Raw genomic sequence first — 14,038 nt, 5'->3', positions numbered from 1 at the left:
CCGCGCTCAACGGGTCGGGCGCGGTCGGCGGAGCGCGATCACCGCTACCAGCAGCATGAACACCGCGAGGGCCGCGAGCGTGACCGGGCCGGTGCCCAGGCCCAGGCCCTTCCGGTCGACCGGATCCGCGAGCCAGTCGCAGACCGAGGCGCCGAGCGGTCGCGTGACGACGTAGGCGGCCCAGAACGCGAGGACCGCGTTCCGCCCCGTGAACCGGTGCGCGAGCGCCGGCACCGCGATGACCGCCGCGAACAGGACCGCGGACGGCAGGTAGCCGAACCCGAGCGTCGACGCGGTCAGATCGCCCGCGGCCGTGCCGAGCGCGAAGGTCCCGGAGACGGCGAGCCAGTAGAACGCGGCGCGGCGCGGCGTCGTAATCGAGTGGATCGACAGCGTCCGCTCCGCCCGCCACCACAGGGCGAAGACCGCGGCGAGCGCCACCGCGAACCCGAGAGTCGAGACGAGGTACGGGACTCCGGCGACCACGTGCAGCACGTCGGCGGCCATCGTGCCGAAGACGCTCACCATCAGCACCGCCGTCCAGTACACCCACGGGATGTACCGGCGGGCCGCGAACTGCAGCGCGAGGGCCGCGAGGAACGCGAGCCCTGTCGCGCCGACCACGATCACCGGGTCGAACGCGGTCGCGAGGAAGTCCGACGCCGTCTCGCCCATCCCCGTCGTCAGCACCTTGAGGACCCAGAACAGCGCCGTCGCCTCGGGCACCGTCGAGGCGGCGTAGCGGCCGGCGAGGAGGCGGGAGCGGATCCGAGGGAGCGGAGGGCGGCGCTGATCGGTGAGATGCGTCATGCCGCCATGGTCGGGCAGTCTGCGGCACCCGGGGCTGGGGGCTTCGCCGGGTCCGTTGAACAAGCGCACAGCGACCCGCTCACCGGCAGCGCTGCCCGCTGCCTTCCGCCGTCATCTGGTCGGACGGTGCCCGGAGAAGCGCCGCCAACGGAACGACGGTGATGCAGCACGTTCGGTGTGCAGCCTGACCGCGAGCGGCGCCCAGACGATCAACGCCACCCCGGCGCCCAGGAGCAGCCCACCGACGGTGTCGGAGATCCAGTGCGCACCGAGGTAGGTGCGGCTGAGCATCATCGCCACCGTGTAGAGGGCACCGGCGATCCGGACCCACCACAGGGGGAAGACGATCGCGAGGACCACCGCGGTCGTGGCCGCGTTCGCGCTGTGTCCGGAGGGGAAGGAGCCGAAGTCGGCGTTCACGAGGATCTCCAGCGGCCGTGGACGCCCGACCGCGTTCTTGAGGATCTGCACCAGCAGCCCGCTGAGCGGCGCGGCGATCGCGAAGTACGTCGCAGCCCAGCGACCGCGCCAGAGCAGCAGCGCCGCGAAGACGACCAGAGGAATCACGATCGTCCCGAGGATCCCGCCGCCGAGGCTGTTCATCACCAGCGACGGGACCAGCCAGAACGTGGACCGGTGCTCGATGATCTCGTTCATCCAGGCGGTGTCGAACCCGAACGGCTTGTCGTGCTCGCGGTAGAAGATCAGCGCGGCCAGGAGGATGGTGAGCAGCACCGCGAGGCCCGCCGAGATCAGCGGCCATCGTCGCGCCGCCCGATACGCGATCGCACCGTCCGGTAGGGGTTCCCGGTTCGGCATCAGTGTCGTCCTCGTCTCTCGACGCGAAGCACGCCGCAGAAGTCCACGCTATGAACGAGCCGTCTGTGGCGGCGGCGGATTCCCCTGCATCCGTTGTGAAAGCACAGAGCCTCGACCCCCTCAGCTCGGTACCGACCTGATCGCGTTCGGGTACTTCGGGTCGTTGTGAGCAAACACAACGCAGCACGGCGCATCCCGAGCCGCCGCCCACTTCCCGACTGAGACTCTGCGGGCATGGACATCTCAACGACGGCAGCACCGTCCCGCGGCCGGCGGCTGCTCAGCAAGGTCCCCGAGGTCACCATCTGGTTCTGGATCATCAAGATCCTCTGCACCACCGTCGGCGAGAGCTTCGCCGACTGGATCAACATGGTCCTCGGCGTCGGCCTCATCGCGACCGCCGTGATCTTCATCATCGTCACCGCAGTCGTGCTCGCGATCCAGATGCGGCTGCGCCGCTACCTGCCCGCCGCGTACTGGCTGACCGTCGTCGTCATGAGCGTCACCGGCACCCTGCTCACCGACATCCTCACCGACCAGCTCGGCGTCCCCCTCTGGGCCAGCTCCCTCGTCTTCTCCGTGCTGCTCGCGATCGTGTTCAGCGTCTGGTACTCGAAGGAGCGCACCCTCTCCATCCACAGCATCGACACCGCCCCGCGCGAGGCGTTCTACTGGCTCACCGTCCTCGTCACCTTCGCGCTCGGCACCGCCCTCGGCGACTGGACTCTCGAGCTCACCGGCTGGGGCCCTGGCGTCTCGATCCTCCTGCCCCTCACGCTGCTCGCGATCGTCACCGGCCTCTGGCGCTACGGCGCGAACCCGGTCCTCGCGTTCTGGATCGCCTACATCCTCACCCGCCCCCTCGGCGCCAATATCGGTGACTGGCTCGGCCTGTCCCCCGACGAGCAGGGCCTCGGGCTCGGCACCTTCGTCACCAGCATCATCTTCCTGCTCGCGATCCTCGCCACCGTCGTCTACCTCTCCCTCAGCAAGGCCGATGTCGACAAGGGCGCATCCGAGCACTACACCACGCCAGTCGCCCGCGAACGCCGTTCACTCGTCGCCTTCGCGGTCCTCGCCGTCGCCGTCGTCGGGCTGCTCGCCTTCACCAACAGCCAGCCGCACACCAGTCCGGCACCGGAAGGCGCAGCCCCGGCCTGCGATGCGTCGGGAACGCTGTCCGCAGCTGACGCGAAGGCATCCGTTCAGACCGACTTCCCCTCCGCCGACGTGCAGAACTTCCAGACGATCACCGCCGACACCCTCGCCCTCGTCACCAGCGGCGATCAGGCCGGCGCGAAAGCCCGCGCCACCGACCTTGAGACCGCCTGGGACGACGCGGAGCCCGCACTGAGCGCCGCGAACTGCCAGACGTGGACCTACGTCGACCAGCAGATCGACCCCGTTCTCTCCTCCGTCCGCGCCGGCAGCCCCGACCCGGTTGTCGAGAAGACGAGCATCCAGGACCTGCTGACCACTCTCGCCGGACGCTGACATGAGGCGTCACGGTCTTCTTTTGCGACCCGAATCCGGCCTCCTCCGACCAATTGATCACTGCCGCCCTGCCCTGCCGCCGCCGCAGCGGCATCAGCGCGACTCAACACATCGATCGGAACCGGTCGGTGACAAATCGGTCCGCTATTGAACCCATGCTCGAGCTCGTAGACGCACTCCGAGCACACGGGGCTGCCGACCAGGCCGGCGTCCGCGAGGTGCTCCACCCAGGGGTGCGAGCACTCACCACAAACCTCAGCGAGCAGAACCCGGAACCGGGCGCGGCGCGAACGGCGAGCGTCAGCTCGCCGGCGCCACTGCGGGAGGCCGACCATCACGTGAGCGTAGCGAGCGCGCCACCAAGCAATCGCGCGCTTCGCCTCATCCGCATCGCCTCTGGCGTCCCGTTTGGGGATTCCCATACGGACGGTAACTAAGGATCTATCCGGCGGTGATCAGCTCGCCGGGCGCACCGAGAGACGCGAGGTCGACATCGCCCTGTGACGTCAGGAGCTCTCCGCTGATCCCGTCGTAGACGGCGGTGAAGACGTCCACCCGATGGAGGTCGAAGCCATAGGGCACGTCTGTTCTCTCCGCGGGCGCGTGCACGGTCAGCGCCCAGACCGGCTCGTCCTGTGCGACCCAGTAGTGGTCCGCGAGAGCGGGGTCATACGCGGCGAGCTCCTCGTACGTGGTTCCGACCGCGTAGATCGGGTACTGCTTCTTCTCCTCCGCACTGAGCGTCGAGAGGAGTCTTCCGGTGCCGTTGGCCAGGTCGAGCGCCGGGTTCGTCAGCTGCTGGACGTCGATGATCGGCCCCTCAGAGGCGGCGGCGGCGATGGGGGTGCCCGGCGGGCCCTGTGTCGGGACGGTGGGTGTCAGGGCCTCCGTCGTCTCCGTTGGTTGGGCAGGCGTCTCGGTGGAGATGGGGGTCATGCTGGCGTTGGCGTCGATGGTGACGGGGCCGGAGCGGATGCGCATCGTCGTGGAGGTCTGGGTGAGGCTGACGTCCTCGGCGCCCAGCACGTCCATGAGCCACTGCTCTCGTTCGCCGGCGGCGTCGAGGCAGCCGACGTACGTCGTCGCGGGGCCTCCGGTGACGACCCATACGGAGGTCTGCAGGCCGGCGGACTGGAGGTCGTAGGTGAGCGTGTTGCAGGGACCGTCGACGCTGAGCTTCGACCGGCCGTCGATGCCGATGATGCGAAGACTGACGGGGTGATCGAGCAGCCATCCGCCTGATCCTTGATCGCCGATGACAGCGGTGGTCTCGTAGACGGGCTTGGTCGCGTCTTCGGCGCTGAGCAGTTCACCCGGCACCTGCGCCGTCGACGGCGACCCGGGGCTGCTGGCGCTCGTCGCGCATCCACTGGCGAGGAGCGCCGCGGAGAGGCAGAGGGTACTGAGGGCGAGGGTTCTCGTGCGTCTGAAGGTCACTGGTCGACTCCGGTCCGGGTCGTGGGCGGGTTGGTGCAGTCGACTGTGGTGGTCAGGTCCGTGAAGATGTCGATTCGGCCGCCCTCCTGGCACACCTGGGTTCCTGCGAGGGAGAACAAGGCGGCGTCCGTTCCGTCTCCGTTGGTACCCGCGAGCGCAGCGCACGCCGCGGCGAGCGACGCAGTGGAGTGTTCTGCGGGTGTCTGGATCTCGCCCGACAGGGCAACGCCCTGCCCGTCCGCTTCCCAGCAGGTGACGGGCGCTGCGACCGGAGTGCCGCGCTCGGTCGTCACCGCCGTGAGGACTGCCGCGCTGAGGACGGCGCCGGCGATGCCGGCGAGCGTCACCGCCGCGGCCTGGCGAAGACGTCGGCGGCGGCGGATGCGGTGCGCGAGGCGTGCGCTGATGCGCTCGAGCTGCTCATCGCTCAGGTCACGACTGTCCATGGTCCTCTGTCCGTTCCGTCAGGGCTCTCGTCACCGATGCCCGTGCCCGCGAGAGGCGGTTGCGGACCGTCCCGCGGGACAGGCCGAGGGAGCCCGCGGCATCGCTGTAGCTGAGGTCGTCTTCGATGCACGCCGTCCAGATCGCGCGGTCCGTCGCGCTCATCTGCTCGACCAGACGTCGCACGTCCAGCAGCCGCTCGCTCGCCTCCGCGTCGACGCCGCGAGAGGCGGTGTCGTCGGAGAGGGGCAGGTGGCGTCGGCGCTGCTCGCGGCGATTGGTCGAGAAGCTGAGGTTGCGTACCGTGACCAGCAGCCAGGGCAGCACCGACTCCCCCACGATGCGCACGCCCGAGCGGCGCTGCCAGAGCAGGAAGAAGCTCTCCTGCACGACGTCCTCGGCATGACCGGCGTCCGCGAGGAAGCTTCCCGCGGCCCGGTAGACCGCGCGGCCGTGCATCCGGAAGAGAGCATCCAGCGCCGAAGGGTCACCGCCGCGAAGACGATTTACCAGCGTCACCTCAGCAGCACCGACCATCCGACATCACCCCCTCAGTAGTGAATGCCCTCAGAGCACGGTTTCGTCTCAAACTTCACGAACGAACATCGCCGGTCTCGCAATGCGTCTGTGACCGATCGCCTTGCGGACGCTCTCGGTCGCGAGCCGGTTGCTCCTCGTGGTGAGAGCCGCATCACGCCTACTCTTCTCCCGTGGGCGGACTCGAGCTGGGCAGCGGTCGAGGCCGTTTCTCGCCCATTGAGGGGAGACGCCGTGGTTGAAGGTCTGGACAGTTGGGATCCGAGCGGGCTCTCGCCGGACCGGCAGACGCCACCCCGCCAACGACGGTCGGTGAGACTGTCGATCGCGCTGGGCGCTCTAGCCGTCGTGGCGGCCGCGGGTTCTGTGGGTAGGTGATCTGCTGTTCGGAGTGCATGGCCCTTCCCACTACGTCAGCATCACCAACGACACCGGAGCCTCACTCACCTGGTCCTGCTCCTGGTCCGATCTTCACCTCGCCGCCGGGGAGACGGGTCAGCTGCGCATCCTCGACCAGCCCGACCAGGACTACGGCTGCGTCCCACAAGCAGCGACCCCCTTCGTAGCGGCGGCGCACAACAACGACATCTGCCCGTCACTGAACTCCATGACCGAGGGAAGGCAGTTCACGGCAACCGACTTCGCGAAGACATACCGCTGCCCGTAGCTGATGCGCGCTTGCGGCGTCGTTCCGAGCTGGCTCGACAGCTGTTCGGGATCATCGCGTCGGGCGGGCGCACCGAGAGCAGCTGTCGGCACGTCCCCCTCGGTCCGGAGGACGGCTAGACCGGCGTCGTACACGGGAGCGCAGAGAACGGCTGCAGCCGCGATCGTCGCTCCCGCGACGACGAAAGGGCGTCCGCGCTCTCTGGGCTCATCCACGAGCCCGGCCACGAGCAATGCGCTGTGGCCCCTGAGGGAACTGCGGCCACTCCATCCGGTCGCCCCAACCTCACGAGAAAGGGAGGAGCGGGGATGACGGCGGATGACCTGCTCTCCCTCAACCCGTTCCGCTTCCCTTCGGACGAGATTCTGCGTGTCGGTGAAGTGTCGCTGCGCGATGACCTCCCTGCGGGGCGCTCGCAGCCGCCTCTGTTGTTCCGGTTCTTGATCGATCCCGTGAAGTGCAGTGCATGATGTCCCGATGACCGTTGGAGAGCCCCCGCGACCGAGTGCAGCGACGCCCGTCGTTCTCGCCTTGGTCTTCGGCGGTCTCGCAGCCGTCATGGGAGCGGTTGCCTCCATCTACATGTGGGACCCGAGCGAGACGTGCCGGACCCGCGGCGGAGGCAGCCTGACCGGAGAGGGGTTCCTCTGGAACCCGCTGTGCTCGGACGGTTCGACCGTTCAGCCGACATGGATGACGTTGACGACTGCTGCGGCGTTGATCGTGGCTGTGACATGCGTCGTCCTCGCGGCCATCCGACGAGCTGAACGCGACGGACAGGAAACGGCGTCGTCCGACGTTCTGCACGACTTCTCGCGCCAGACCCTGCCGGAGGACAACCGGCTCCGCAAGCTGGGCGACGAATGGTGAGAGACGGCGGCTCCCAGGGGTTCTATCGTCCCGCCGTCGCGATGCGGCGTGCGTCGGTCCACGAATCGGCGTTTAGGTGATCGCTCGACGATCCCCATAAGGGACGCGCACAAGGCGCTCGGGTTCGCGAGACTGAACTGATGTCGGGGTTGCTGGTCATCGATCTCGTGTCGCGCGTGATCAGAGCCCGCCGCGGCCGAGCCGCGACGCACGAGAGGTGACGCGCCCGACGTCGGGAATCAGCACGCCTCATGGTCCACGGCGACGGAGGACCGGACGTCAACCAGCCGATCTGCGGCGTCGGCTCAGCGCCCAGACGAGCGCGCCCGCGAGGATCACCGCGCAGGTCAGCCCGGCGACGTGCAGGACGAGCGACGGCACGCCGTTCTCGGGGAGCAGGAAGCCGTACGGCACCCACCCGTCGGTCGCCCCGCGGACGAGCACGACGACGACCCAGACGATCGGGTAGGGCAGGACGACCCACAGCCGGCGCCAGGAGAGCGGCCCGCGGTCGTTGACGACGATGAAGTCGAGGAGGACGAGCGCGGGGAGCACCACGTGCAGGACGGCGCTGACCCAGGGCGGGGCCGTCCCGGTACCGGGAACGAGGGTGTTGTAGATCACGGCGACGACGATCGAGTAGGCCGTCGCCGCGCCGCGGACGTAGCTCAGCCACACGGGCGTCGGACGGCGGGCGAGCGCGACCGATCCGGCGACGATCAGCACCGCGCTCGCGAGCAGGCTGGTCTGGTTCGTGAAGTAGCCGAAGTAGTCGAACGGATTCGGGTCGCCGACCGCAATGCTCAGCGCATAGGTGTGGAGGATCACCGCGACGGCGGCTGCACCGACGGCGATGCGCGCTACACCCACGAATGGGCGGGTCGGTGCCGGGGAACTCATCGGGTCAGCCTAGGAGCCGTCGGGCTTCCTGACGACCCGCAGCAGACCGGCTGACAGCGGTCAGCCCGCCGGCACCGTCCGCATCTCCTCGCCCACCGAGGTGTGCAGATCGCCGCTTCGACTGGGGCTCTGCACCATCGATGACTCTGTCCGAGTGCGAATGACGGGGGTCCGTGTCACCCTGACTGCATGGGTTAACTCCCGGCCGGCGCTGGGCTCTGCCTCTCCCCTTCGTCTCTTCCCAGCCGGTGCAGCACTGACGGGATCGGGCAGGCTCGCCTGGCTAGCGCTACCGAGGGGTGGGTGCTTGCATGGCCCTCATGTCGACCCCATTCACGCCTCAGCCCTCCTCGCCCCGCGCGGAACCGCACGACAGCGCGATTTCAGGGCGGCTGAACTGGTTGCGAGCGGGCGTGCTCGGCGCGAACGACGGCATCGTCTCGGTCGCCGCTCTCGTCGTGGGTGTCGCCGGAGCGACGACCGCCACGGCACCGATCCTGACGGCGGGCGTCGCAGGGGTCGTCGGCGGTGCGATCTCGATGGCGCTCGGCGAGTACGTGTCGGTGAGCAGCCAGAGCGACAGCCAGCGCGCACTGATCGCGAAGGAGCGGGTCGAGCTGGCCGAGGATCCCGACGGGGAGCTCGAAGAACTCGCCTGGCTCTATCGAGCGCGTGGCCTGACCCCGGAGACAGCGCATCAGGTCGCCCGCGAGCTGACCGAGAACGACGCTCTGACCGCACATCTGGAAGCGGAGCTCGGATTGAACGAGGAAGCGGTCGCCAGCCCGCTCGCCGCCGCCGGCGCCTCGGCGCTGGCGTTCCTCCTGGGAGCCGTGCTGCCGCTGCTGGCGATCCTGCTCCCTCCGCCGGACTGGAGGGTTCCGGTGACCTTCGCCGTGGTGCTGATCGCCCTCGCCGCGACCGGATACATCAGCGCACGGGTCGGCGGCAGCCCGGCTCTGCGCCCGATGATCCGCATCGTCGTCGGCGGCGCTCTGGCCCTCGCGGCGACGTTCCTGATCGGCCTGCTGCTCGGCACGTCCGGCGCAGTCTGATGTCCCGGATCCTCGTCGTCGAGGACGACCCGCAGATGGGTGCCCTCGTCGAGCGGGGACTGCGGGAGGACGGCTACGACGTGCAGCTCGTCGACAACGGCGTCGACGCGCTGATCGCCTTCACCGCGGGAGACGTCGATGTCGCCGTCGTCGACGTGATGCTGCCAGGGATGACCGGGTTCGAGGTCTGCCGACGGATGCGGGAGTCGGGCAGCACCGTCCCGGTCGTGCTGATCACGGCGCGGGACGCCGTCGAGGACCGGATCTTCGGGCTGGACTCGGGCGCCGACGACTACGTCACCAAGCCGTTCCACTTCGGCGAGCTGAGCGCCCGGATCCGCGCACAGATCCGGCGCCGAGCCAGCGGCCCGCAGCCAGTGGTCCAGATCGGAGCGCTGCGCCTGGATGCCCTGTCCGTGCGCGCGACGGTCCGAGAGCGTCCCTTCGCGCTGAGTGTCAAGGAGCTCACGCTGCTGCGCTTCTTCGCCGTGCATCTCGATGAGGTACTGACCCGGACGGAGATCCTCGCCGAAGTGTGGGGGTCTACGGAGACGTTCGAGCCGACCCTCGTGGATCAGTACGTCAGCTACCTCCGCAAGAAGCTCGCCCTCGCCGACACAGGCCTCCGGATCACGACCGTCCGCGGCGCCGGATACCGGCTGGAGCGCGCCGAGTGAGGCTGCTGCGCTCCCTGTCGATCCGCTCCCGGATCACCCTCGGCAGCCTCCTCGTCGCGCTGATCGGGGTCGGCGTGATCACCCTCGTGCTGCACGGGCAGGTCCGCAGCATCGTCGTCGCGTCCGAGGTGACCGTCGCCGAGGGCGACCTCGCCCCGTATCTCGCCGATCTGGGATCGGACCCGACCGAGACCCCCGACCCTCCGGCCGAGGGGATCCTGATCTTCGCGCGCGCTCCCGGCGGAGCGGTCCCCGTCGATACGATGCCGCACGACGTCCACGAGGTTCTGGAGCGCAGCACCGGCAGCGACGGCACCTCGACGGTGATGACCGACGAGGACGTCCGGTTCACGATCGTCTCCCGGACCCTGGACACGAGTGCGGGCACGTGGGAGCTGTGGGCGGCTCGCAGCGGCGCCGGCAGCGACCTGACCGTCGCGGCCCTGGACCGGACGCTGCTCGTCAGCGCCGCGGCCCTCGTGATCCTGTCCGCCCTCGCCGCATGGCTGCTCACCGGCGCCGCCCTGCGTCCGGTCGAGCGGATGCGCCGCACCGCCGCGTCGCTCGGCGACCGGCACGGCGGCGAGCTTCCCGTAGGCCCGGCGACTGATGAGCTGTCGGATCTGGCGGAGACGTTGAACGCGTTCATCGCTCGGACGCGGGACACCGCCGATCGGGAGCGGCAGATGGTGTCCGCGGCAAGCCACGAGATCCGCACGCCGCTGGCAGTCGTCATCACCCAGCTCGAACTCGCGCACCGGCACTTCGGCGACGCGGACGCCCTCGAAGAAGAGATCCGCGCCGCCGAGGGGTCCCTCGCCCGCCTGTCCCGCCTGGCGACGAACCTCCTGGAGCTCTCCCAGCTGGACGCCGCCCCGCCCGTCACCGCGCGCGCGACGGCGAGCGAGCTGGAGACCGAGCTGATGGACTCCGTCGACCGGCTGAGGACGATCACCGGCGGCACCGGCCCCGACATCGAGCTCGATACCGCGATCGAGCGCGCCGACGCGCCCTACCCGCTCTCGGTGAGCGCGTTCTCGCGGATCCTCGACAATCTCGGCGCGAATGCGATCGCCGCAACACCTCCTGCCGGACGCATCACCCTCCTCCTCGAGCAGCACGATTCCACCCTCGAGCTGAGCGTCCGGGACACTGGGCACGGCATCCCGGAGGAGTTCGTGCCGCACGCGTTCGAGCGCTTCTCTCGACCCGACGAGGCGCGCACCAGCCGCGACGGCGGCAGCGGGCTCGGGCTCGCCCTCGTCGCAGCTCTCGTTGACACCGCGGACGGATCGGTCACCATCGAGAACTGTCGACCCGCCGGAGTGAGGGTGACGGTCGTGCTGCCCGAGCGGTGACATGTGATACCTCGAACACGAATCGGGCTCCGGCGGGGAATCGGCACGCATCCCTCATAGTCGACACCAAGACTCCCCCGCGACGGTAGGAGCGCGCCCCCGGAAACCCGAGGTCGGCGCATGCGACACCGACCGGAGGGCGCCGCCGTGAGCACCACGATCCGACCGACCAACGCACCCGCACCCCACGCGCCGACCACGCTGCGGCGGTCGCAGGCCGACCGCGAGCGATCCCTGCGTCGGCGCCTGCGTTCCGCGGACGCGCTCGTCACCGCCGGCTGGGTCTCGGTCGCCCTCGCCATCGCGCTCTACCTCGCAGCCGGCGGGCCCGCGGAGGCCACCGATATCGCCGGAGCTCTCACGGCCGCAGGGATCGTCGCCGGCCTCGTCGGCACCGACCTGATCCTGGTCATGCTCGTCCTCGCCGCCCGGATCCCCTGGATCGATCGCACCTTCGGCCAGGACACCGCGATGGCGCTGCACCGTCGCCTCGGCAAGCCCGCCCTGTCTCTGATCCTCGGGCACGGTGCCCTGCTCACCGTCGGCTACGCCCTCACCGACGGGCTGACGCTGTGGAACGAGACACTCGCTCTGTACTCCGGCGCCGACATGCTCCTGGCGCTGCTCGGCAGCACCCTGCTGGTGCTCGTCGTCGTCACCTCCCTCGTCGCCGTGCGCCGCCGCTTCGCGTACGAGGCGTGGCACGCGATCCACCTCCTCAGCTACGCGGCGGTCCTCGTCGCCGTCCCCCACCAGCTCTCCGCCGGCCAGGTCCTCGCCGAGAGCACCCCGCAGCGCGTCTACTGGCTCGCCCTCTACGTCCTGGCGTTCGGAGCGATCGCCAGGTTCCGGTTCGCGGTGCCGGTCCTCACGACGCTGCGGCACCGGATCCGGGTCGAGGCCGTCGAGACGATCGCCCCCGGCGTCTTCTCGCTCCACCTCTCCGGCCGCGACCTCTCCCGCCTCGGCGTGATCGGCGGGCAGTACGCGATCTGGCGGTTCTGGAGCCGCGGCACCTGGTGGCATGCGCACCCGATCTCCTTCTCCGCCGTCCCGACCGACACCCGCGCTCGGATCACCGTCCGCGCACTCGGAGCCGGGACCGACCGTCTCGCACGACTGCGCCCCGGGACCGCGGTCTCGATCGAGGGGCCCTACGGGATCTTCACCGACGTCGCCCGCACCGCCCCGCGGCTCGCGATCATCGCCGCCGGCATCGGCATCACCCCCGCCCGAGCGCTCCTCGAGCACGGCGGCCTCCGACCCGGCGAGGCCACCGTCCTGCTGCGCGCCACCGACGACTCCCAGACCTACCTCTGGGACGAGACTCGGACACTGGTCCGCAGCAGCCGCGGCGCGCTGTTCGGGATGATCGGCCGGCGGCCCGCAGGGCTGGCGACGTGGATGTCCGCCGAGTCCGTCGCCCGAGGTGTGACGATCACCTCGGCACTGCCGGGCCTGCTCGAATCCGACCTGTTCGTCTGCGGTCCCACCGCCTGGACCGACCTCGTCGTCCGCGACGCGCGAGCGGCAGGCCTGCCCGACCGGCAGATCCACGTGGAGAGGTTCGACTGGTGAGAACACGAGCAGCAGTCGCCAGCGTCCTCGCCTCCCTCGCCGTCCTCGTCGGCGGCTGGCAGATGGGATCCGCCGGCGCCACCGGTTCCCCGCTCGCCACCGGAACGAGCGCCACCACGGCCACGGACCCGACATCCCCCGCGGCGACCACGCCGACCTCGGCCGGCGCCCCCGCCTCGACGACGCCCTCCGCCGGCGCGCCCACCGACCCGTCGGCCGGTACGAGCTCGACGGCCACTGCGAGCCCGTCCGCCTCGGCCGACGGCACGTGGACCGGCTCATCTGTTCCGACTCGCTTCGACGCTGTGCAGGTCGCGATCACCGTCGCCGGCGGGCAGATCACCGACGTCACGGCCGTGCACCTCACGGACAAGGACGGCCGGTCCGTGTCGATCTCGCACCGGGCCGCGCCGATCCTGCGTCAAGAAGTCCTCGCCGCCCAGTCCGCGAACGTGCAGGCGGTCAGCGGAGCGACCTACACCAGCGACGGGTACCTCACCTCCCTGCAGTCGGCGATCGACCAGGCCGGACTCTGACCGTGCACACGTTCACGACGATGGGCACCGTCGTCAGCCTGCGCGCCGCCGACGACACCCCGGTCGGCGACGTCGAAGCCGTCTTCGCCGACGCCGACGCCCGCTTCAGCCTGTACCGGCCGGAGTCGGAGGCGTCCCGGATCGCCCGCGGCGAGCTCGCGCTGACGGCCGCGTCCGAGCAGATGCGGACCGCCTACACCGAATCGCTGCACTGGCGAACGGCGACGGACGGCGCCTTCACCCCGCACCGGCCCGACGGGGTCATCGACCTCGCCGGAACCATCAAGGCGACCACCATGGCGCGCGCGGCCCGGCTGCTCGGAGACGGCGAGTGGCTCCTCGACGTCGGTGGCGACGTCCTCACCTCGCCCTTCGGCAGCTGGAGGGTCGGGATCGTGGATCCCGACGACCGGCAGGCACTGCTCTGCGTCGTCCCGCTCGGCGACGGGCGCCGCGCGATCGCCACCTCCGGGACGGCTGAACGCGGAGAGCACGTCTGGCGCCGACCTGCCGAGCCCGGTGACGTCCCCTTCGTGCAGGTGTCCGTGATCGCCGAGGACATCGTCACCGCCGACGTCCTCGCGACCGCGATCCTCGCCGGCGGCGTCGGGACGCTCGACACCGTCACCGACCGCTTCGACGTCGACGTCCTCACCATCGACGCCGCCGGTGCCCTTCTCGTGACCGACCGGCTCCGCCGCCTGATCGCACCGGCGAGCCGGCACACGTCCTGACTCCGCTCGGTCGGCTCCTCGCATATCGGCGGTGAAGCGGGGAGTCGGCTCGGAGGACGGGCGAGTGATCGTTCGAGGGCTCACACGAACACGTCCAACGGCAGAGCGCGCAGGGCGGGGCG

At 69.9% G+C, this 14,038-nt stretch carries 16 protein-coding genes; 10 read left to right on the top strand and 6 right to left on the bottom strand.

The window, feature by feature from the left end; genetic code table 11:
* Window positions 1-6: 6 nt before the first annotated feature.
* Both C5D36_RS09775 and C5D36_RS09770 read right to left on the bottom strand, forming a co-directional pair.
* Window positions 7-810, bottom strand: coding sequence for a hypothetical protein (locus C5D36_RS09775; RefSeq protein ID WP_104250830.1), 804 nt, complete (start codon window positions 808-810; stop codon window positions 7-9).
* A gap of 111 nt (window positions 811-921) precedes the next feature.
* Window positions 922-1,629 (bottom strand): phosphatase PAP2 family protein, encoded by a 708-nt coding sequence (locus C5D36_RS09770; protein WP_104250831.1) that lies wholly within the window; start codon window positions 1,627-1,629, stop codon window positions 922-924.
* Between the two features lie 234 nt (window positions 1,630-1,863).
* On the opposite strand from C5D36_RS09770, the gene C5D36_RS09765 reads away from it, so the two are divergent.
* Complete coding sequence (locus C5D36_RS09765; RefSeq protein WP_104257592.1) at window positions 1,864-3,123, top strand: hypothetical protein; 1,260 nt, start codon at window positions 1,864-1,866, stop codon at window positions 3,121-3,123.
* Between the two features lie 441 nt (window positions 3,124-3,564).
* Here C5D36_RS09765 and C5D36_RS09760 read toward each other — a convergent pair whose 3' ends face one another.
* The 3 genes from C5D36_RS09760 to C5D36_RS09750 all read right to left on the bottom strand — a co-directional run bounded on the left by C5D36_RS09760 (window position 3,565) and on the right by C5D36_RS09750 (window position 5,541).
* Window positions 3,565-4,443, bottom strand: coding sequence for a hypothetical protein (locus tag C5D36_RS09760; RefSeq protein WP_146083726.1), 879 nt, complete (start codon window positions 4,441-4,443; stop codon window positions 3,565-3,567).
* 113 nt (window positions 4,444-4,556) lie between these two features.
* Complete coding sequence (locus tag C5D36_RS09755; protein ID WP_104291800.1) at window positions 4,557-5,006, bottom strand: hypothetical protein; 450 nt, start codon at window positions 5,004-5,006, stop codon at window positions 4,557-4,559.
* Window positions 4,993-5,541: an RNA polymerase sigma factor gene (locus tag C5D36_RS09750; RefSeq protein ID WP_104291801.1), complete on the bottom strand. Its 549-nt coding sequence runs from the start codon at window positions 5,539-5,541 to the stop codon at window positions 4,993-4,995. Before C5D36_RS09750 ends, C5D36_RS09755 begins: the two co-directional genes overlap by 14 nt.
* Before the next feature lie 391 nt (window positions 5,542-5,932).
* Here C5D36_RS09750 and C5D36_RS16600 point away from each other — a divergent pair, with 391 nt between their 5' ends.
* From C5D36_RS16600 to C5D36_RS09740, 3 genes are all read left to right on the top strand, one after another.
* Window positions 5,933-6,208: a hypothetical protein gene (locus tag C5D36_RS16600; protein ID WP_146076568.1), complete on the top strand. Its 276-nt coding sequence runs from the start codon at window positions 5,933-5,935 to the stop codon at window positions 6,206-6,208.
* A gap of 308 nt (window positions 6,209-6,516) precedes the next feature.
* On the top strand, window positions 6,517-6,678 hold the full coding sequence (locus C5D36_RS16825; RefSeq protein WP_181068051.1) for a hypothetical protein: 162 nt from the start codon (window positions 6,517-6,519) through the stop codon (window positions 6,676-6,678).
* 7 nt (window positions 6,679-6,685) lie between these two features.
* A complete protein-coding gene (locus C5D36_RS09740; RefSeq protein WP_104250836.1) occupies window positions 6,686-7,078 on the top strand; it encodes a hypothetical protein in 393 nt (130 codons plus the stop codon).
* A 279-nt stretch (window positions 7,079-7,357) separates the two neighbouring features.
* On the opposite strand, the gene C5D36_RS09735 is transcribed toward C5D36_RS09740, so the two are convergent.
* Complete coding sequence (locus C5D36_RS09735; RefSeq protein WP_146078432.1) at window positions 7,358-7,978, bottom strand: Pr6Pr family membrane protein; 621 nt, start codon at window positions 7,976-7,978, stop codon at window positions 7,358-7,360.
* 311 nt (window positions 7,979-8,289) lie between these two features.
* Here C5D36_RS09735 and C5D36_RS09730 point away from each other — a divergent pair, with 311 nt between their 5' ends.
* The 6 genes from C5D36_RS09730 (at window position 8,290) to C5D36_RS09705 (ending at window position 13,916) form a co-directional block, all read left to right on the top strand.
* Entirely contained in the window at window positions 8,290-9,033 is a 744-nt protein-coding gene (locus tag C5D36_RS09730; protein WP_104226515.1) for a VIT1/CCC1 transporter family protein, read from the top strand.
* Complete coding sequence (locus tag C5D36_RS09725; RefSeq protein ID WP_104226516.1) at window positions 9,033-9,710, top strand: response regulator transcription factor; 678 nt, start codon at window positions 9,033-9,035, stop codon at window positions 9,708-9,710. The genes C5D36_RS09730 and C5D36_RS09725 overlap by 1 nt, the downstream gene beginning before the upstream one ends.
* The gene (locus tag C5D36_RS09720; protein WP_104257597.1) at window positions 9,707-11,068 is read left to right on the top strand and encodes a cell wall metabolism sensor histidine kinase WalK; all 1,362 of its coding nucleotides are present in this window, start codon (window positions 9,707-9,709) and stop codon (window positions 11,066-11,068) included. Before C5D36_RS09725 ends, C5D36_RS09720 begins: the two co-directional genes overlap by 4 nt.
* 147 nt (window positions 11,069-11,215) lie before the next feature.
* Window positions 11,216-12,646, top strand: a complete 1,431-nt coding sequence (locus C5D36_RS09715) for a ferredoxin reductase family protein (RefSeq protein ID WP_258062910.1) — start codon at window positions 11,216-11,218, stop codon at window positions 12,644-12,646.
* Window positions 12,643-13,182 carry an FMN-binding protein gene (locus C5D36_RS09710; protein WP_258062909.1) on the top strand — a complete coding sequence of 180 codons (540 nt, stop codon included), beginning with the start codon at window positions 12,643-12,645 and terminating at the stop codon, window positions 13,180-13,182. Before C5D36_RS09715 ends, C5D36_RS09710 begins: the two co-directional genes overlap by 4 nt.
* Before the next feature lie 2 nt (window positions 13,183-13,184).
* On the top strand, window positions 13,185-13,916 hold the full coding sequence (locus tag C5D36_RS09705) for an FAD:protein FMN transferase (RefSeq protein ID WP_258062908.1): 732 nt from the start codon (window positions 13,185-13,187) through the stop codon (window positions 13,914-13,916).
* The last annotated feature ends 122 nt before the right edge of the window (window positions 13,917-14,038 follow it).

This window comes from Rathayibacter sp. AY1C6, from assembly GCF_002931535.1.
In the GTDB taxonomy this organism is placed as follows: Bacteria; Actinomycetota; Actinomycetes; order Actinomycetales; family Microbacteriaceae; genus Rathayibacter.
Note: the sequence above shows the minus strand (reverse complement) of the source record. Positions and strands in the feature narration are given on the sequence as shown.

What these genes read in the sequence shown, in the direction of transcription:
- C5D36_RS09775 (WP_104250830.1), bottom strand. Translation starts at nt 810, where the DNA reads ATGACGCATCTCACCGATCAGCGCCGCCCTCCGCTCCCTCGGATCCGC.
- C5D36_RS09770 (WP_104250831.1), bottom strand. Translation starts at nt 1,629, where the DNA reads ATGCCGAACCGGGAACCCCTACCGGACGGTGCGATCGCGTATCGGGCG.
- C5D36_RS09765 (WP_104257592.1), top strand. Translation starts at nt 1,864, where the DNA reads ATGGACATCTCAACGACGGCAGCACCGTCCCGCGGCCGGCGGCTGCTC.
- C5D36_RS09755 (WP_104291800.1), bottom strand. Translation starts at nt 5,006, where the DNA reads ATGGACAGTCGTGACCTGAGCGATGAGCAGCTCGAGCGCATCAGCGCA.
- C5D36_RS09750 (WP_104291801.1), bottom strand. Translation starts at nt 5,541, where the DNA reads ATGGTCGGTGCTGCTGAGGTGACGCTGGTAAATCGTCTTCGCGGCGGT.
- C5D36_RS16825 (WP_181068051.1), top strand. Translation starts at nt 6,517, where the DNA reads ATGACGGCGGATGACCTGCTCTCCCTCAACCCGTTCCGCTTCCCTTCG.
- C5D36_RS09740 (WP_104250836.1), top strand. Translation starts at nt 6,686, where the DNA reads ATGACCGTTGGAGAGCCCCCGCGACCGAGTGCAGCGACGCCCGTCGTT.
- C5D36_RS09735 (WP_146078432.1), bottom strand. Translation starts at nt 7,978, where the DNA reads ATGAGTTCCCCGGCACCGACCCGCCCATTCGTGGGTGTAGCGCGCATC.
- C5D36_RS09730 (WP_104226515.1), top strand. Translation starts at nt 8,290, where the DNA reads ATGGCCCTCATGTCGACCCCATTCACGCCTCAGCCCTCCTCGCCCCGC.
- C5D36_RS09725 (WP_104226516.1), top strand. Translation starts at nt 9,033, where the DNA reads ATGTCCCGGATCCTCGTCGTCGAGGACGACCCGCAGATGGGTGCCCTC.